Below are 17,888 nucleotides of genomic sequence, written 5' to 3' on the forward strand. Positions count from 1 at the left end.
GAATCACCGACCCTGAGGTCAGCTTCCCTGACGACTCCCTCCTGCCATGACCGCGCATGTGGGCGGGCACGCTCTGTCTTGTTGATTGGCTTCTATGACTGTCACTTCCTGCAAAACGCTCCCGCCGCGCTGAAATAATCCTGCCCGGACCAGTTCAAGAGGGTGCTGCGGCCGCGTGGGGGGCGCAGTCGTCGGGGATCTTCTGTCCCGGCGTAATGAGCGGAATCACCGCCGCCACCGGTGCCACCATCGCCAGGGCGGCGGCGGCACCGGCCCGCGCGGCCAGGGCTTGCTTGCTGGCACCGATGTCCGGTTTTGCGAATGTGCCACGTACATACAAGGGCGTGCGCAGCGACAGGATGCGAAGCTGCTTGGTGCGCGGGACCACGTCGAGGGACAGGGTCTCCCGGCCCAGATCGACCTGGCCACGGATATCGATGGCGGCATCCTCGGTGTTGAGAATGCCGTGGCGCACCTCTGCCAGACCATCCTTGATGCGGATATCGGCGGCACCACACAGCAGCTTGACCTGCTGGTCGCGATACAGCTTGGCGAACACTGCGTTGGCCAGGTTCAGCCCCGTTGCCTCCAGGATGAATTGACTGATGGTGCCCTGGCTGAGATCGGCCTTGATCTCGCCGTTGGCATGCGCCAGCATGGCCGCGACCGAATTGCCGCTACCGCTCAGATCGGCCCGGCCATCGACCTTGCCGAAGCTGGCATCGAAGCGGGCCAGGCGCGGGAACAGCTCACGCACCTGCACACCCTGCAATTGCAGTTGCAGCTTGCCCCCGATATCAGACTGACGCCCATCCAGACTGATCTCGCCCTCTCCCTTGCCGCCAGCCAGCGCAAAGCGCAGTGGCGCGGCGGTCAGCACCTGGTCCTGCAGGCGCAGCGTGGTGCTGGCGTCCTGCAGGGCAATGTCCGGATGCAGCTGCAGCCGCTCTGCATGCAGGCCGATCTCAGCATCCAGCTTGGCCCAGCGCTGTGGCTTGGCCTGCTGGTCGGGCAATACCCGTGCGTCGGACTTGTATGGATGCCCGGCGGATTTCTTCCCTACATCGGGCAGGTAGTCCGACAGGCGCAGGAGCTTGGCTTGCGCCGTCACGCGCAGGCGGTTCTTGGGTGGGCCCCGATAGTAGTGAGCATCCCCGGAAAAATCGCTGTCGCCGACCTTGCCGGTGAAGTGCGCATAGTGCCAGTCCCAGGCGCGGGTGTCGGGATCGAGGCGGGTAATGGTGAGCGCGCCTTCAGTACTGAAGGGTCGCGTGGCGGGAAGCGGCACGCCGCTGGCGGCGTAGAGACGATCGAGGCTGTCGCCGTTGAGGCGCAGTTGCAGTTCTGCTCGACTCAATTGATGAGGGTTGATGAGTTTGCCCGAGAGCACCGCGTGGACTTCACCCACCTCACCCTCGGCCTGCAAGGGGTAGACGCTGTCTTCGTTGAGCAGATCGGGCAAGGCGCCGCCGCGCAGATTGCCCTGGATGCTGGCTTGGCCAAGGCGCCCGGTGACGGCGGCCTGCACGACCGGTGCGGACGGGTCGGCCGGCGCGAGGCGCAGCTCTGCTGACTGATTGCTCGGGCTGACCAGGGGCCGGGCATCGAAGCGCAGATCCATGTCCAGCGGCTGGTCCACGTAACGGATCAGCGCGCGCTCGAAGACGATCTGCTGTATGTCGAAACTCCAGCGCGAACGCGGCTGGTCGGAAAAGCGCCAGCTCTTGTGGCGTTCATCGACGCGCTCCATGACCAGATCCAGTCCCTCCACGCGCAGGTCGCTGATGTACCAATGCCAGCGCAGCAAGGGCAAGGGGGAAAAGTGCAAGTCCAGCGTGCGGGCCCGCAGGAGGTGGTCCGCACTACGGGCCCACTCGGGATTGCCGATGTGCAGTTCGCGCGCGGTGAAATGCAGTTGCGGCAGCCAGCGACTGCTGCCGTCCCTGTGCGCGGGGGCCAGCGACCAGCCCAGCGTGATGGGGCCATCGACCCGGATCTCGCGCGCCAGCACGGAAGAAAGCTCACGCGTAATCCAGGGCTTGGCCAGGTTCCAGTCGAACAGGGCAATGAGCAGTGCCAGCATGGCCATCAAAGCCAGCAGCGTCAGGGCCACCCAGGTCAGGAACCTGCCGACCCTCCTCGTCATCCTTGCCGTCTGTCCGCCTGCTCGCATGTCTCCCTTCCCCGTGGTCGCTTTGCATCGACTGATTCCTGCCCTGCAAACGCAACAGTATCAGCTGGCGGGCCGGCCACGGCTATAGGAGATTGCGCCGCCTCCCTGTCGGAATAGCGGCAGCCGGGCAAGAGCGTGCCGGATGCAGCGGCTCAGAAGGTTTCCCAGAGATCTTCGTCAGCGCGTACGGCGGCCTTGCTGGCAGGGGCAGACGCGGGCGCCGCCACTGCCGGTGTGCGCAGAACGGGGACCGTCGCAGCTTTCCGGGTCGCCACAGTCGAACGGGCCAGCACTGCCGGTTTGACCGGTGCCGCCACGGATACCGTGGCAGTTTGTGCCAGCCTGAAAATGCTGATCGCCGAGGCCAGCGTGGCCGCCTGCTCCTGCAAGGCTCCCGCTGCCGCGGCGGCCTGTTCGACCAGGGCGGCGTTTTGCTGGGTGCTTTGATCCATCTGGCCGACCGCTCGGTTGATTTCCTCGATCCCGGTACTCTGCTCGACGCTGGCGGCCGAGATCTCGCCGACGATGTCGGTGACGCTGCGAACGCTGCTGACCACCTGCTCCATGGTATGGCCCGCTTCAGCCACCAGCAGGCTGCCGCCCTCGACCTTGGCCACGGAGTCGCTGATGAGACCCTTGATTTCCTTGGCTGCCGCCGCCGAACGCTGCGCCAGCGAGCGCACTTCGGAGGCCACGACCGCAAAGCCACGCCCCTGCTCGCCAGCACGCGCCGCCTCCACGGCTGCATTCAAGGCCAGGATGTTGGTCTGGAAGGCGATGCCGTCGATGACGCCGATGATGTCGACGATCTTGCGGGAAGACTGATTGATTTCCTCCATGGTGGTCACCACCCGGCCGACGATTTCACCTCCCTGCAAGGCTACCTGCGAGGCGGTGGCCGCCAGTTGGTTGGCCTGACGGGCGTTGTCGGCGTTCTGGCGTACGGTTGAGGTCATCTCCTCCATGGCCGAGGCGGTTTCTTCCAGTGATCCCGCCTGCTGCTCGGTGCGGGACGACAGATCCATGTTGCCGCTGGCGATTTCTCCCGAGGCGGTGGCGATGGAGTCGGTACTGCGTCGCACACCAGTGACGATATCGACCAGGTTGTCGTTCATCTTGCGCAAGGCCGCCATCAACTGGCCCGTCTCGTCTCTGGAATGGGGTTCGATGCGCGTGGTCAGGTCACCGGCAGCGACATTTTCGGCCACACGGACGGCCTCGTTGAGCGGCTTGATGATAGAGCGTGCCATCAAATACCCCAGCAGGATGGCGGCCAGTACGGCAGCCACCGAGCAGGCCAGGGTCACCTGGATTGCCAGCGCGCCGTCAGCGACGGCCTTCGCACCTTCGGCGCGCAACTGGCTGTCCTGCGAATCGGCAAAGGCCGTGGCCAGAGAAAGATACTTGTTCTGGCTGTCGGTAATCTTGCGCAAGACGAATTCGTCTGCCGCACTCCCCTGACCCGCCCGGATCAGGGCCAGAAACTGCTCCCGACTGGCATCGAAGACCTGCCGTGCATCGTCGAGCACCTTGGCCTTCTTCTGGCCGACCGCAGTGACCTGGCGCGCCGTGATCTTGTCGAGGGCTTCCTTGCTGGCGCGAACGGCACCGTCGAGCTGGCCGATGCGCTTTTCATTGCCGGCCGGGTTGCCGATATCGATGGCCATGCCGCGCAGGTACTTGATCTGCTCATTGACGCCATCGCGCAGGTCGAACGCCCAGCGCACCTTCAGGTAACGGTCATTGACGATCTGGTCGATCGCGCGATTGATGTTGTTGATCTTGATGAAGGCGGTCACGCTCACCACCGCCAGCAGTGCCACGATGAAGGCAAATACGATCGCCAGGCGCGCGCCGACCTTGAGATTCCCGAAATATCCAAACATGCTGCTTCCCTATGCTGTTCATTTATTGTCTGTCTCTTCCAGTCCTCGAAGATCCAGCTTCTTGTTATCGAACAGGGATGCGAACCCCACTGCATTTTTTATTCTGGAGCCCGCATGATGCGCCAAGGAAACTCATCGCACAACTATTGCATCACACTATTTCAGCAAGTGTCGCAAAGTCATCACACAACTAGTTGTATCAATGTGTTTTCTTGTCACTTATTTGTTCAGAACACTACGCCGGCACCCAGGATGATGTTGGCGTAAGGCGTGCATTCACCGGTGCGGATATAAGCTTTGGCGCGCGCGGTAGCCTGCTTGAAAGCCTCGTGCGACATGCTGCGCGCTTGTGGCAGGTCCAGCGCGGCGATCTGTGCGGCCAGTGCCGGGCTGACACTCGGCATCTCATCGGCCACGATGTGGAATTCGACCTGCAATTCCGTGAGCACCGTGGTGAGCACCGTCATGAAGTCGGGCACGCCGCGGGTCACGGCGAGATCGATCACCGGTACACCCGCTGGTGCCGGCAGGCCGACATCACCGATGACCAGGGTATCGCCATGCCCCATGGTGGCGATGACCTGGGAAATGGCGGCGTTGAGCAAGGCTGTCTTTTTCATGGCAATGAGAATGGAAAGCGATCAGAGCACGACTTCGTCGCGCAGGGGAATGGAGGTCTGGGCGCCCACGCGGGTCACGCTCAGGGCGGCCGCCGCCTGGGCATAGGCAAGCGCATCGAACTGATCGCGACCTTGTGCGATGGCACCGATGAAACCGCCGATGAAGGTGTCGCCGGCTGCGGTGGTATCGACCGCCTGCACCTTGCGCGCCGGCAGATGCCGCTGCCGACCGTCGGCGAAGGAACCGTAGACCCCCTTTTCGCCCAGCGTCACCACCACATTGCGCGCGCCCAGGTCGTGCAACTTGTGCGCCAGCAAGGCAATGTCGTCGGACTGTTCCTCGGCCAGCATGGCGGCTTCGATCTCGTTCAAGATCAGGTAGTCGATCTTCTGCAGCAGTTCACGTGGCAGGGACTGCGCCGGTGCCGGATTGAGCACCACGATCTTGCCCAGGGCATGCGCCAGTTCGATGCTGTGGACGACGGTGGCCATCGGCACTTCCAGTTGCAGCAGGACGATGGATGCCTGTTCGATCAAGGGTCGGGCGCGTTCGATGCGCTCCACGTCCAGGCGGCCATTGGCGCCGGCGGCGATGACGATGCTGTTCTGGGCGTTGGCGTCTACCATGATGGAGGCGATGCCCGTGGCTTCACCGGCCACCTCATCGATGTAGCGGTCATCGATGCCGCAGGCGGTGATCGACTGGCGCATCTGCTGACCGAAGGCATCCTCCCCCACGCAGGCCACCATGGCCACGGCCGTACCGGGCGCGGACAGTCGGGCGCAGGCCACAGCCTGATTGGCGCCCTTGCCGCCGGGGATGGTCATGAATTTGTCGCCGGCCAGGGTTTCGCCCGGCAAGGGCATGCGCGGAACGCGCAGGACCAGGTCCATGTTGACGCTGCCGATGATGACGATCATGTGTACTCTCTTGTGCTCTCTGGTGTTCTGTTGCGTGATGCCGTGTTCAGGGGGTTTTCCGACGTGGGGCCGTCGAGCCGCGCAGCTGGAGCTGTGGCGCCACCGTCTCGCGCCGCGCCGGCAGAGCAGGATCGGCGATGCGTTCCAGCAGGAACTGCGCCGCCAGGTTGCCCAGTTTGCGGGTATTCTGTGCCACCGTGGTCAGCGGCGGATGGACGAACTGGGCCAGTTCGATATCGTCGAAGCCCACCACCGACAATTCGCCCGGCACGTCGATCTGCAATTCGCCCGCCGCGCGCAGCACGCCGATGGCCATCATGTCGTTGCAGCAGAAGATGGCGTCCGGACGTGCACTGCGCTGGCGGCCTTGCAGCAGCTGCATGGCCGCCTGGTAGCCGCCGATGCCGCTGAAGTCCGCATGCAGCAGGTCGCTGTCGGCCAGCGCCAGTCCGCCCGAGTGCAAGGTCTGGCGGAAACCTTCCACCCGTTCGTCCGACAGTTCCAGGCCATCCGGTCCGGCAATGCAGGCTACGTGACGGCACTGCAACTCCAGCAGATGACTTGCCGCCAGGCTGCCGCCGAGGGCGTTGTCGGTGCTGACCAGGTCAATATCGAGCTCCTTGGGCGCCCGGTCCAGCAGTACCGTCGGAATATCCAGCTTGCCGGTCGGGTTGAGGTCGGCCTGGTTCAGGGTGGCGATGATGAGTCCATCGCAGCGCTTGGTCTGCAAGACCTGCAGATAGTCGCGCTGCTTGTCCGGATCATCGTCGGAATTGCAGAGGATGACGCTGTAGCCGGCCCCGTAGCAGTGATCTTCGATCCCGCGCGCCAGCTCCGAGAAGTACGGATTGGTGTTGTTGGGAATGATCAGGCCGATACTGCCCGTGACCTTGCTGCGCAGGGAGCGCGCCAGGGCACTGGGCACGTAGTCCAGTTCCTTGACCGCGGCCAGTACGCGCTCACGGGCGTCGCTGCTGACCGGGCGCGTCTGGTTGAGCACATGCGAAACCGTGGTGTAGGACACCCCGGCCAGCCTGGCGACATCCTTGATGGTGGCCATGGCGGTTTCGCTTAACGTGCGTGGCGTTGACCGCGACGGCGATAGGTATCCAGGATCACGGCCACCACGATGACGGCGCCGGTGATGATGCGCTTCATTGGTTCGCTCACGCCGACCTGGGCCAGGCCGGCTTCCAGCACCGAGATGATGAGCACGCCGATGAAGGTGCTGACCACCGAACCACGACCGCCCATCAGGCTGGTGCCGCCAATGACCACGGCAGCAATCACCTGCAGTTCCATGCCCACACCGCCGTTGGGATCGGCCGCTTCCAGGCGCGACACCTGGAACAGCGCCGCGATACCGGCCAGCGCGCCCATCAGGGCAAAGGCCAGGATCTTGCTGGGATTGGGGTTCACACCGGACAGGCGCACCGCTTCTTCATTGGTGCCGATGCCGATCCAGTAGCGGCCCAGCACGGTGCGGGTCAGCACCAGTTGGGCGATGATGACGATGGCAATGGCCGCCAGGAAGGCCGGCGACATGCCCAACAGAATGGGCGAGCTGACCACGTCCACGGCGCTGCCGATGTATTCGGTGCGCGAATTGGTGACCTGGTAGGCCAGGCCGCGTGCGATTTCCAGCACACCGAGCGAGACGATGAAGGAAGGAATGCGCCAGTGCACCGAGACCATGCCGGTGAGCGTACCGCACAACGCGGCCACCACCACCCCCAGGGGCGCGGCAGCATACAACGGCCAGCCCCAGCGCACCATGGCCATGGACAGCATGGAGGCTGCCAGCGCCATTACCGAGCCCACCGACAGGTCGATGCCACCGATGATGAGGATGAAGGTCATGCCCACCGACATGACCACCAGTGGCGGGATGTCATTGGACAGCGTAATGAAGGTCGCCGCACTGAGGAAGTTCTCGCTCAGGAAGGCGAACATCACGCACATGGCCAGGAGCGCTGCGATCAGGCCCAGGTAATTCTTGAAACCGGCCAGATAGGCCGCTTGCCGGCTGACGGCGGGGGTAGAGGAAGAGGTTTGCATCTGTCTCGTTGATTCTTGGCAGTTGATAGTCGGGCCGAGGGTGCCGGCCGCTCAGGCGGTATTGCCGGCCACGTGCGCCGTCGCGACGGCTTCCTGGCGGCCCACGTAACCACTGAAGGCAGCCGCAAGAATGCGCTCCTGCGACCAGTCATCGCGACTGAAGGTGTCGGCAATGCGGCCCGCGCTCATGACGGCGATGCGGTCACAGATCTGCATGAGCTCGCGCAGGTCGCTGGAGACCACCAGCAGGCCCTTGCCTTGTGCGGCCAGTTCGGCAAAGAGGCGGTAGATATCGGACTTGGCGCCGATGTCGATGCCGCGCGTGGGTTCGTCGAACAGCATGATGGGGCAATCGCGGTACAGCCAGCGGGCGATCACCACCTTCTGCTGGTTGCCGCCCGACAGTTCTCCCGCGGCTTGCGCCACGCTGCCGCTGCGGATGCGCAGTTTCTTCACATAGTCTTGCGCCACGCTGCTCTCGCTCGCGTGATCGAGCATGCCGGCGCGGCTCACGCTGCCCAGATTGGCCAGCGAGGTATTGACGCTGATGGCTTGCGGCAGCAGCAGGCCCTGCCCTTTACGGTCCTCGGTGACCATGGCGATGCCAGCCTTGACCGCATCCCTGGGACTGCGAATGCGTGCAGGCTGCTGGCTGTCGCCGATCAAGATTTCACCTTGATCGGCACGATCGGCACCGAAGATAAGACGCAGCAATTCGGTGCGACCGGAACCGATCAGGCCGGCAATGCCCAGCACTTCACCGGCATGCAGCGCCAGGCTGGCCGGCTGCACGACGGGGGCGCGACCCAGGCCGCGGATACGCAGCACAGGGGCGCCGATGCGCCGATGTCCGGCATCCAGATCGACCTTGGTCAATTCACCGGCCATCAGTTGCACCAGTTGTTCGGTGGAATAACGGCCGATGTCGTCATTGCAGACCAGCTTGCCATCGCGCAGGACCACGATGCGGTCGGCGATGCGCTTCAACTCTTCCAGTCGGTGCGAAATGTAGATGATGGCCACACCTTCGGCGCGCAGACGCTCGATGCGGGAGAACAGCAGTTCCACCTCGCGGTTGGTCAGCATGGCCGTGGGTTCGTCCAGGATCAGGCAGCGACAGCTGCCAATCAGGTTGCGCGCGATCTCGACCATCTGCTGATGGCCCAGGCCCAGATCACCGACCGGGGTCCAGGGGTCCAGCTCGCCCAGCCCCACCACTTCCATCTGGGCGCGGGCGGACTCGGCCAGCTTCTTGCGGTCGATCCAGCCGAAACGGCGCGGCAATTTTTCCAGAAACAGGTTTTCGGCAATCGACAGCGTGGGAATCAGGTTCAGTTCCTGCATCACCATGCGGATGCCGAGGGATTCAGCCTGAGTGCGCGAGACCGGTTCATAGGGCAGACCGTCCAGCGTCATGCGACCGGCGCTGGCATCGACCAGACCGCAGATGATCTTGGAGAGCGTACTCTTGCCGGCGCCGTTTTCGCCGGTCAGTGCCAGCACCTGGCCCGGATGCAGATCCAGGTCGATGCCATCGAGCACCGGTGCGGCGTAGCGCTTGCCGATGCCGGACAATGTCAGCAGGGGCGAGCCTTGGGAGGGGGAGTCGTTGGGCTGCATGGTTCTGTAGCGCACAAGGAGGGAGAGGCAAAGCCCTGCGCCCGGTCACGGGCGCAGGCACCTTGCAAGGAAGACGCGCGAGGCGTCGGTATTACTTGGTGACCAGCGAGACCTTGGTCTCGACCACGCCACCCAGGGCGCTTTGCGGCTTCTTCTCGGCGATCGCCTTGAGGGCGGTCTCGATGCCGAAGACGGCTTGCTGCTGGGCGAACTGGTCGACGGTGGCCAGCACGCGGCCATCCTTCAACATCGGCTTGATGGCGTTGATGTTGTCGTAGCCCACCAGCAGCACCTTGCCGGTCTTGCCGGCGGCGCGGATGGCGGCCACGGCGCCCAGCGCCATGTTGTCATTGCCGGCCAGGATGGCCTTGATGTCCGGATGGGCGTTCAGGATCGAGGCAGCGACCTTGTTGCCCTGGTCGATTTCCCACTGGCCGGACTGCACCGTGACCACGTTGGCGCCGACATCCTTCATGGCATCCTGGAAGCCCAGGGTGCGCTGCTGTGCGTTGAAGGTGGTGGAGACGCCTTCGATGATGGCGACCTTGTCACCCTTCTGCAGCTTCTTGCCCAGGTAGTCGCCGGCCAGCTTGGCGCCCTTGCGGTTGTCGGGGCCCACGAACGGCACGGTGATGCCCTTTTCCTTCAGGGCGGCGTCGTCCAGCTTGTTGTCGATGTTGACCACGATGATGCCGGCGTCAATGGCCTTCTTGACCACCGGCACCAGAGCCTTGGAGTCAGCCGGCGCGATCACCAGGGCATTGACCTTGGAGACGATCATCTGCTCGACGATCTTGATCTGGTTGGCAGTGTCCTGTTCGTCCTTGATGCCATTGGCGATCAGGTCGAACTTGCTGGCATTGGCCTTCTGGTATTCGCGGGCGCCGTTCTCCATGTTGAGGAAGAACTCGTTGGCCAGCGACTTCATGACCAGCGCCACCTTGGGCTTGGCCGGGGTCTGCGCCATGGCGGCGCCGGGGAGGACTGCACAGGCCAGAGCGGCGATGGCGAAATGGCGGCGGGTGAATTTGTTCATCTGGGTCTCCAGTATTGATGTTGCCGGCGTTTCCTAGAAGATAGACGCCGTTATCGGTGCGCAAACGTTTGCGCGGATTGGAGAATAGCACCGCAAAATCAGAAAATAAAGCTGCGGTGCAGCTTTTTTTTTCATCTCGGATGAACGCGTAAGGAAGGATTCGGCAGACCGTCACCGGCACCGGAACGACAAACGGCGGGGAGCGCCGAGCGGACGCTCCCCGCCGTTGCGAGAAGAAAATGCGGTAGTGAAACGACCAAGCGCGCAGGTCACCAGCACGGCACCGTTCCCATGTCCACGCCCTTGCGCAGGATGGAAAACGGCATGCTTCAGGCCAGTACTGGTACGGACTCCCCGGCTTGCCTCGAACACGCAGCACCGGCCACAAGGCCAGTCTGCGTCAGGATGATGGTGAGAGGATCAGTGACCGAAATGCGTACGGCGCCAGACGTAGGCACCAAAGGCGCAGCTGCCCACGACCACGTACATCGCGTACCACACCAGTGCCTGGCTACCGTAGCTCATGAGCAATTCCATCAGTTTCATGCTTGTCTCCTCTGCTTTTGATGGCCGGACTGTTATTCGCCCGGCTTATCGTCCCAAGGGGTGAAAATGTCGAAACGACAATATCCCCGGCTTGCTGCGGGCGCTGTTGTCAGTAGTATCAGCGTCAGCGCCCTTCCACGCCGCGCCGCTACAGGCCCGTGCAAGTATCTTGCTACTGCCAAAAGCTGATGTAAACAAGGGCTTGTTTTGCGCAGCAGCAATTCATGGCCGAGCTCATAGTGCGCATTTCGTTGTCGTAGGGATTCACTTCGTCATGTGGAAGCGAAAGCCCGCGAGAGGCTCGTTTCCGGGTGGAATCGCACTAATGGTGTGCAATAACTTATTTTTTATATAATTTTTTGCATTGCAAAACAAAAAGTCGGCAAATCGTCGCCAAATAGCGACTTGGTGCGTCTCGTAAGCGTATTTATGATGTTTATGTAGGACATCGCGCCAAGTGGATACGAGGAAAAAGAGACGCACCGAGATGTTCACGCCGCTTATATCTCCTTGCGCCACAGCACCAGGGTTCCCAGCACTCCGGCCAGGATGGAGCCGCCCAGTACGCCCAGTTTGAGCTTGGCTTCGAAGTCCGGGCTCAATCCCTGGAAGGCCAGGCCGCCGATGAAGAGGCTCATGGTGAAGCCGATGCCGCAGAGCATGCAGACGCCCACGAACTGTCGGGTGCTGGCGCCGGCGGGCGCGGCCGCCAGTCCGCTGCGGACCATCAGCCAGGCCGCACCGAACACGCCGATGGTCTTGCCCAGCACCAGCCCGCCGGCGATGCCCAGCGGAATCGGTTCGAACAGACTGCCCAGCGACATGCCCTGCAAGGACACGCCGGCATTGGCGAAGGCAAACATGGGCAGCACCAGGAAGGCCACCCAGGGATGCAGGCCATGCTCCAGGGCGCCTGCCAGCGGCTGGTCGTCGGCATCGCGCATGGGGATGGCCAGCGCGGTGACCACACCGGCCAGGGTGGCGTGAATGCCGGACTTGAGCACGCACACCCAGATCACCAGCCCGACGACGATGTAGATATCGGCGCGCCGCACACCGCTGCGATTGAGCATCAGCAGCACCAGCGTCCCGACTCCGGCACCGGCCAGCATGCCCAGCGAGAGATGGTCGGTATAGAAGAGCGCGATGACCACAATGGCGCCCAGGTCATCAATGATGGCCACGGCCGTGAGGAAGACCTTGAGCGAGGTCGGCACGCGCGAACCCAGCAACATCACGATGCCGATGGCAAAGGCGATGTCGGTGGCCGCCGGAATGGCCCAGCCGCGCAGGGCCACCGGGTCGCCCAGGTTGATGAGGGCATAGATGCCGGCCGGCACCAGCATGCCGCCCAGGGCCGCCGCCGCTGGCAGGATGGCCTGCTTGCGCGAGGCCAGTTCGCCCTCGACGAATTCGCGCTTGATTTCCAGCCCGACCAGGAAGAAGAAAACCGCCATCCACAGATCGTTGACCCACAGCAGCAAGGGCTTGGAAAGGACCACCAGGCCGCCGATGTCGACCGTTCCCGGAATGCGGGTGAAAGCCTCGTAGGTGTCTCGCCAGCCGCTGTTGCTGATGATCAGTGCCAGTACGGCCGCGATGCCCAGAACGATGCCGCCAGCGGCTTCATGGGCGAAGAATCGGGCAAAGGCGTTGCCGCCTTGGTGCTGGTGAGGGGATGGGGTCAATGCGGGCTCCTTGTTGTCGTCATCAAAACAAGGCCTGACTGTAACAAAGGCGGCGGCTTTTCTCCAATCTTTCGGCCGAAGGCTGGCCATGCTCGGACAAAAAAAAATGGGCCGTCCCTCTCCACAGGAACGGCCCGACCCTCCACACCACAAACCTTCATGACGGTATCTTGAACCGTCCGATGCGCACGCATTTCATGCGCATCTCTTCATCTCTTCATCTCCTCATCTTTTCGGCAATCAGCGATACACCAGCACGGGAACCTTGCTGTGTGCCAGCAGCTTCTGTGTCTGGCTGCCCAGCAGCAGCCGCCCCAGTGTGGAACGCGCCTTGGAGGCCATGATGATGGCATCACAATGCTCGCGCTCGGCTACGCGCATGATTTCTTCGTAGGGACGTCCGCCCTGTGCCACCTGCACGGTGCAGGGCACGCCTTCTTTACGGGCCATCGCGGTGATCATCTCGACGCTGGCCATTGCGCGTTCACGCCCGGCCTCATCGGTACGCTCCACATCCACGCCGACGCTGACTTCGGGAATCGACAGGGCCCGCAGGTTGCCTGCCACCGACAAGCCGACCAGAGTGCTGCCGCAGCTCTTGGCCAGCGCGATGGCAGCCTTCACGGACTCGTTGCACAGACGGGAACCATCGGTTGCCAACAGGATGTTCTTGAACATGATGACCTCAGCAGGTGACTGGAATGCGTTGACTTGGTATGACTGCATACTAAGCCTCACCTGCATGGACGGATTTGACATGTATCAAGCCGTACCGGCTGCAGCGTCACAGCCGCCCTGCCTTTGCGCTGGATCAAATGGCGCCGGCCGCGGCGGGTCGAAACGCCATGAAGCGCCTCACCAGTTGCGCCAGCACCGGCCTGACCTGCTCTGCCAGCGCGGCCTGCAGGGCGTAGGGCGACTGTTCCTGCATGTAGCTGCGTTGGGCCAGCTCCAGCTGGATGGCGTACACCTGCTGTGCCGGTTGTCCGTAATGCCGGGTGATGTAGCCGCCCTTGAAACGGCCATTGAGCACCGCCGGACTATGCGGTGCCAGTTGCTGCGCCAGCGCCAGCAAGTCCTCGCCCACGCCGGGGGCGCAGGCGGCGCCGCTGGCCGTGCCGAAATTGAAGACCGGCAGCTCGCCGTCGAACAGGTGCGGAATCACCGAACGGATCGAATGGGCGTCCCACAGCAGCGCGTAACCGTGCAGTGACCTCAACCGTGCCAGCTCGGCCTGCAGGGCGGCATGATAGGGATGCCAGTAGCGTTGCAGGCGCCGTGCGATCTCGGTGGCATCGGGCTCGCAGCCATCACGGTAGAGCGGCAGATTGTCGAAGGTCGTCAGCGGACACAGTCCGGTGGTGTTCTGCCCCGGGTACAGGCTCTGTCCGTCCGCCGGCCGGTTGAGATCGATCACGTAACGTGAATGAAAAGGACGAATTGCCGACGCCCCAAGATCGGCCGCAAAGTCATAGAGTTCGGCGATGTGCCAATCGGTATCGTCGACCTGCAAGCCGACCGGGCTGTAGGAGGACCTCAGTTCCTCCGGTAGCAGCGTACCGACGTGCGGCATGGAAATGAGCAGCGGCGAGCTGCCCTGGTGAAGCTGGTAGATCGCATTGGGCATGTCTTGCATGGAACTTCCTCACTCTTTCAACAAATCGGCCATCGTGTCGCGATAGGCGCGGCGCGCCTGGTCCTGCAAGGGGTGCTGCCCGGCGCTGACGACCTGACGCCCGCCGACATGGACATCCCGGATGGGCTGGCCATCGTGTTCGCAAAATACCAGCGCCGAGAGCAGTTGCGCCGGACTGCGGTCGGCCAGGTTGACATCATCGCCGTCGAGGATCACGAAATCGGCCTGCTGTCCCACGGCCAGCCCGGCGACCGCGCGGCCGCAGGCGGCGGCACCACCGGCGACGGCCTGGATGAACAGACGGTCGGCCGTGGCCGGTGCCGCTTCGGACGCCAGGACATTGCGTCGCCGGTGATGCAGCCGCTGTCCGTACTCCAGCAGCCGCAATTCGGACCGCGGGTTGATGGCGATATGGCTGTCCGAACCAATGCCCCAGGGCGTACGGGAATGCAGCAACTGCCCGGCATCGATGATGCCATCACCCAGATTGGCCTCGGTGGTGGGGCACAGTCCCACCACCGCGCCACTGGCCGCCAGCGCCTGGTATTCCGCCTGATCCATGTGGGTGGCGTGGATCAGGCACCAGCGGCCATCCACTTCCTGCAGGGAGAGCAGCAACTGCACCGGGCGCTGGCCGCACCAGGCCAGGCAATCCTGGATTTCGCGCCATTGCTCGGCGATGTGGATGTGGACCGGGGCGTCGTGCCCGCCGCGCTGGCGGCGCAAACCGATGACCAGTTCCTCCAGCCCCTGTGGCGACACCGCCCGCAGCGAATGCGGTGCCACGCCATAGCGGCGCATCGGGTTCTCCGGCAAGGCTTGCAGCAGGCGTTCGCGCAGCGCCAGCAGCTCATCGGGGGAGCTGATGAAGCGCGCCTGCTCGCCTGAACTGGGCTGGCCACCAAATCCGCCGTACTGGTACAGCACCGGCAGCAGGGTCATGCCGATACCGACATCGGCCGCCGCCTGCATCAGCCGCAGGGCCAGTTCGGCGCGATCGGCATAGGGCAAGCCGCCTGGGGCATGGTGCAGATAATGGAATTCGCAGACCGAGGTGTAACCGGCCTTGAGCATCTCGATGTACAGATGACGGGCGATGGCTTCCAGATGCTCGGGCTGCAGGCGCTGGGCAAAGCGATACATCAGCTTGCGCCAGCTCCAGAAGGAGTCCGACGGGCTGCCCATGACTTCGGTCAAGCCGGCCATGGCGCGCTGGAAGGCATGTGAATGCAGGTTGGGCATGCCGGCAATCACCGGCCCGGCGGCCTGCCTGGCCGTGCCGCCGGCGCTGCCGGCGCTGACCTCAATGAGCCTGCCGGTATCATCCCAGCGCAGCAGGACGTTGCGCTGCCAGCCATCCGGCAGCAGCGCCAGCGGGCAGAACAGCGCCTGCTGCTGTGGATGCGCCTGCACTTGTTGCAGTGTTGGTTCGCCAAGCGATGCCATGTGCTCACCTTTGTTATTGGCGGTTGTGTAGTGTATGCCGGACCTCGCTCTGCCGCTTGCAGCGGGTGGAATCAGTGCGATATCGGCGTTTCGAGGCTCACCTGCTCGTTCTTTCCGTCACCTCGGGATGATGCAGACCAGCAATACAACTGCTCCGGGCGCGCAAAGAAGGTCCGGCATTCGCGCTCCATCGCCCGGAGCCAGGCGCGCAAATTCGCCCGCGCGCAGGGACTGTTGCAGGCCGTGTTCATCGGACAGACAAGCCGAGCCCTGCGCCACATACAACAAGGCGCTACTGCCGGGCAGACAGCGGGAATTACGCTCGTCCACTACCACTACCCTGCCCTCTGCGAATTCGCGCCGCACCATCAGGTTGAAGTCCAGCGTCGGTGCACCATGCAGCCGCACCTGGACCGCTTGCTCGCCGGGGAACGCATGCGGGACAAAGCAGTGCGCCAGATCGTGCACCTGCCGCCCCGCACTGTGCATGGTGAAGCCGCCACCTTCGAGCAGAACGATGGTGCGGTCGATGCCCTCGAAGCTGGAAAAATCGGCATCCGCGCCCACATCGGCCACGCTGACGCGCCACACGAAACTGGCGAAATCAGCCTCCGGGGGCTCCACGCACAGTTCGCGGGTCTGCCCGCCCTCGTTCTTCCAGGGCACGGCATCCACCTCGCCCAGCGCACCGACAAACCGGATGGCGCCAGTCCGTGACGGCGGCCCGGAGACCGCCAGAGTACCGGCCTTACGCGTCATGGCCCACCTCGCGGGCCAGCATGGTTTGCAAGAAACTGCGAGTGCGCGCCTCACGAGGTGAAGTAAAAATCTCGGAAGGGGGGCCGGATTCGACGATGCTGCCGTGATCCATCACCACCACCACATCGGCCACCTCGCGCGCAAAACCCATCTCGTGCGTGACGATGAGCATGGTCATGCCTTCGCCGGCCAGGTCCTTCATCACTTGCAGCACTTCGCCGACCAGTTCCGGATCCAGCGCCGAGGTGGGTTCGTCGAAGAGCATCACCTTGGGCGCCATGGCCAGCGCGCGGGCAATGGCCACCCGCTGCTTCTGGCCACCTGACAGGGTGCCGGGATAGTCCCTGGCCTTGTGCTCCAGCCCGACCTTCCTGAGCAGTTGCAGCCCCTGCTCCTGGGCCGTCCTGCGCGGTACGCCGCGCAGGCAGGTAGGCGCCAGGGTGATGTTGTCCAGCACGCTCAGATGGGGAAACAGGTTGAAGGACTGGAACACCATGCCCACCTCGGCGCGCAGGGCGTCGAGCATGGCTTCGGGCATCATGCGTCCGCCCTCCACCACCGGATGTCCGCTCACCACTACCGTGCCGCCCTCGGCGGTCTCCAGCCCGTTGAGGCAGCGCAGGAAAGTACTCTTGCCGCTGCCGCTGGGGCCGATGATGACCACCACCTGACTGGGTGCCACGACAAAATCGATATCCTTGAGGACCAGCTGGCTGCCGAAGGATTTGCGCAAGCCCTTGACGTTGACCATGAGTTCTTGCATCACACCCTCCCTTCCGAACGCAGGACCTTCTCGATGCGGCGCAGCGCCAGCGTGGTCACGCTGGTCAGCACCAGGTAGATGAGCGCGATGACCAGATAGGTCTCCAGCGAGCGGTAGGTAATGCTGATGATCTTCTCGCCTTCGTGCATCAGGTCGGCGATGGTCAGCAGCGAGACCAGAGCCGAGTTCTTGATCAGCGCGATGAATTCATTGCCCAGGGGCGGGATCATGCGCACGAAGGCCTGCGGCAGGACCACGCGCCGCATCGCCATGCGATATGGCAGACCCAGCGAGCGTGCCGCTTCCATCTGCCCGCGCTCGATGGACTGGATGGAGCCGCGCACGATTTCAGAAATGTAGGCGCCGCTATAGATGCCCAGTCCGAGGATTCCGCACACGTAGGCCGGCAGGATCACGCCCACGTGCGGCAGCCCGAAGAACCACAGGAACAATTGCACCAGCAGGGGCGTCCCCCGCACCAGCGTGAGATAGAAGGTACACAGTCCGTAGAGCAGGCGGCGCTGCGGGTTGAGCCGGCCCAGACCGACCAGCAGGCCCAGCACGCAGCCCAGCACCAGCGAGGCGGCGGTGATTTCCACGGTCACCAGGGTGCCGTGGAGGAGCGAGGGCCAGCTGTCCCAGACGCCCGAAAAATCCAGTTTCATGAGGTGCTCCGGCAAAAGGAAGCCCTGGCCCGGCCGGCATCAAGCAGACCAGGTCGAGCATGCACAAGGAA

The 17,888-nt window shown here is 63.4% G+C and carries 16 protein-coding genes; all 16 read right to left on the reverse strand.

The window, feature by feature from the left end; translation table 11 throughout:
* Window positions 1-154: 154 nt before the first annotated feature.
* Window positions 155-2,146, reverse strand: a complete 1,992-nt coding sequence (locus ACODSZ_RS06330) for an AsmA family protein (protein ID WP_488927275.1) — start codon at window positions 2,144-2,146, stop codon at window positions 155-157.
* A 179-nt stretch (window positions 2,147-2,325) separates the two neighbouring features.
* Window positions 2,326-4,059, reverse strand: a complete 1,734-nt coding sequence (locus ACODSZ_RS06335) for a methyl-accepting chemotaxis protein (RefSeq protein ID WP_175342581.1) — start codon at window positions 4,057-4,059, stop codon at window positions 2,326-2,328.
* Window positions 4,060-4,286: 227 nt separating this feature from the next.
* A complete protein-coding gene (gene rbsD / locus ACODSZ_RS06340; RefSeq protein WP_175342580.1) occupies window positions 4,287-4,679 on the reverse strand; it encodes a D-ribose pyranase in 393 nt (130 codons plus the stop codon).
* Window positions 4,680-4,700: 21 nt separating this feature from the next.
* Window positions 4,701-5,600 carry a ribokinase gene (gene rbsK, locus ACODSZ_RS06345; protein ID WP_175342579.1) on the reverse strand — a complete coding sequence of 300 codons (900 nt, stop codon included), beginning with the start codon at window positions 5,598-5,600 and terminating at the stop codon, window positions 4,701-4,703.
* A 46-nt stretch (window positions 5,601-5,646) separates the two neighbouring features.
* Entirely contained in the window at window positions 5,647-6,660 is a 1,014-nt protein-coding gene (locus ACODSZ_RS06350; protein WP_488927276.1) for a LacI family DNA-binding transcriptional regulator, read from the reverse strand.
* An 11-nt stretch (window positions 6,661-6,671) separates the two neighbouring features.
* Entirely contained in the window at window positions 6,672-7,658 is a 987-nt protein-coding gene (locus tag ACODSZ_RS06355) for an ABC transporter permease (RefSeq protein WP_008328675.1), read from the reverse strand.
* Between the two features lie 51 nt (window positions 7,659-7,709).
* A complete protein-coding gene (locus tag ACODSZ_RS06360) occupies window positions 7,710-9,278 on the reverse strand; it encodes a sugar ABC transporter ATP-binding protein (RefSeq protein WP_175342577.1) in 1,569 nt (522 codons plus the stop codon).
* A gap of 91 nt (window positions 9,279-9,369) precedes the next feature.
* Window positions 9,370-10,314 carry a sugar ABC transporter substrate-binding protein gene (locus tag ACODSZ_RS06365; protein WP_008328663.1) on the reverse strand — a complete coding sequence of 315 codons (945 nt, stop codon included), beginning with the start codon at window positions 10,312-10,314 and terminating at the stop codon, window positions 9,370-9,372.
* A gap of 420 nt (window positions 10,315-10,734) precedes the next feature.
* A complete protein-coding gene (locus tag ACODSZ_RS06370) occupies window positions 10,735-10,860 on the reverse strand; it encodes a hypothetical protein (RefSeq protein WP_008328661.1) in 126 nt (41 codons plus the stop codon).
* 500 nt (window positions 10,861-11,360) lie between these two features.
* Window positions 11,361-12,548, reverse strand: a complete 1,188-nt coding sequence (nhaA, locus tag ACODSZ_RS06375) for a Na+/H+ antiporter NhaA (protein WP_488927277.1) — start codon at window positions 12,546-12,548, stop codon at window positions 11,361-11,363.
* Between the two features lie 240 nt (window positions 12,549-12,788).
* Window positions 12,789-13,226, reverse strand: a complete 438-nt coding sequence (locus ACODSZ_RS06380; RefSeq protein WP_175342575.1) for a universal stress protein — start codon at window positions 13,224-13,226, stop codon at window positions 12,789-12,791.
* 133 nt (window positions 13,227-13,359) lie between these two features.
* Window positions 13,360-14,175, reverse strand: coding sequence for an N-formylglutamate deformylase (gene hutG / locus ACODSZ_RS06385; protein WP_175342619.1), 816 nt, complete (start codon window positions 14,173-14,175; stop codon window positions 13,360-13,362).
* A gap of 18 nt (window positions 14,176-14,193) precedes the next feature.
* Window positions 14,194-15,630 carry a formimidoylglutamate deiminase gene (locus ACODSZ_RS06390; protein WP_175342574.1) on the reverse strand — a complete coding sequence of 479 codons (1,437 nt, stop codon included), beginning with the start codon at window positions 15,628-15,630 and terminating at the stop codon, window positions 14,194-14,196.
* 117 nt (window positions 15,631-15,747) lie between these two features.
* Complete coding sequence (locus ACODSZ_RS06395) at window positions 15,748-16,389, reverse strand: HutD/Ves family protein (protein ID WP_488927278.1); 642 nt, start codon at window positions 16,387-16,389, stop codon at window positions 15,748-15,750.
* Window positions 16,379-17,152, reverse strand: a complete 774-nt coding sequence (locus ACODSZ_RS06400) for an amino acid ABC transporter ATP-binding protein (RefSeq protein ID WP_008328650.1) — start codon at window positions 17,150-17,152, stop codon at window positions 16,379-16,381. The genes ACODSZ_RS06395 and ACODSZ_RS06400 overlap by 11 nt, the downstream gene beginning before the upstream one ends.
* A complete protein-coding gene (locus ACODSZ_RS06405; protein ID WP_008328649.1) occupies window positions 17,152-17,817 on the reverse strand; it encodes an amino acid ABC transporter permease in 666 nt (221 codons plus the stop codon). The genes ACODSZ_RS06400 and ACODSZ_RS06405 overlap by 1 nt, the downstream gene beginning before the upstream one ends.
* Window positions 17,818-17,888 lie beyond the last annotated feature (71 nt).

The organism is Herbaspirillum sp. FG34 (assembly GCF_057809315.1).

Bases quoted from the DNA above. Each gene is read 5' to 3' on its own strand.
- ACODSZ_RS06330 (WP_488927275.1), bottom strand. From the start codon at position 2,146: ATGACGAGGAGGGTCGGCAGGTTCCTGACCTGGGTGGCCCTGACGCTG.
- ACODSZ_RS06335 (WP_175342581.1), bottom strand. From the start codon at position 4,059: ATGTTTGGATATTTCGGGAATCTCAAGGTCGGCGCGCGCCTGGCGATC.
- rbsD (WP_175342580.1), bottom strand. From the start codon at position 4,679: ATGAAAAAGACAGCCTTGCTCAACGCCGCCATTTCCCAGGTCATCGCC.
- rbsK (WP_175342579.1), bottom strand. From the start codon at position 5,600: ATGATCGTCATCATCGGCAGCGTCAACATGGACCTGGTCCTGCGCGTT.
- ACODSZ_RS06350 (WP_488927276.1), bottom strand. From the start codon at position 6,660: ATGGCCACCATCAAGGATGTCGCCAGGCTGGCCGGGGTGTCCTACACC.
- ACODSZ_RS06355 (WP_008328675.1), bottom strand. From the start codon at position 7,658: ATGCAAACCTCTTCCTCTACCCCCGCCGTCAGCCGGCAAGCGGCCTAT.
- ACODSZ_RS06360 (WP_175342577.1), bottom strand. From the start codon at position 9,278: ATGCAGCCCAACGACTCCCCCTCCCAAGGCTCGCCCCTGCTGACATTG.
- ACODSZ_RS06365 (WP_008328663.1), bottom strand. From the start codon at position 10,314: ATGAACAAATTCACCCGCCGCCATTTCGCCATCGCCGCTCTGGCCTGT.
- ACODSZ_RS06370 (WP_008328661.1), bottom strand. From the start codon at position 10,860: ATGAAACTGATGGAATTGCTCATGAGCTACGGTAGCCAGGCACTGGTG.
- ACODSZ_RS06380 (WP_175342575.1), bottom strand. From the start codon at position 13,226: ATGTTCAAGAACATCCTGTTGGCAACCGATGGTTCCCGTCTGTGCAAC.
- hutG (WP_175342619.1), bottom strand. From the start codon at position 14,175: ATGCCCAATGCGATCTACCAGCTTCACCAGGGCAGCTCGCCGCTGCTC.
- ACODSZ_RS06390 (WP_175342574.1), bottom strand. From the start codon at position 15,630: ATGGCATCGCTTGGCGAACCAACACTGCAACAAGTGCAGGCGCATCCA.
- ACODSZ_RS06395 (WP_488927278.1), bottom strand. From the start codon at position 16,389: ATGACGCGTAAGGCCGGTACTCTGGCGGTCTCCGGGCCGCCGTCACGG.
- ACODSZ_RS06400 (WP_008328650.1), bottom strand. From the start codon at position 17,152: ATGCAAGAACTCATGGTCAACGTCAAGGGCTTGCGCAAATCCTTCGGC.
- ACODSZ_RS06405 (WP_008328649.1), bottom strand. From the start codon at position 17,817: ATGAAACTGGATTTTTCGGGCGTCTGGGACAGCTGGCCCTCGCTCCTC.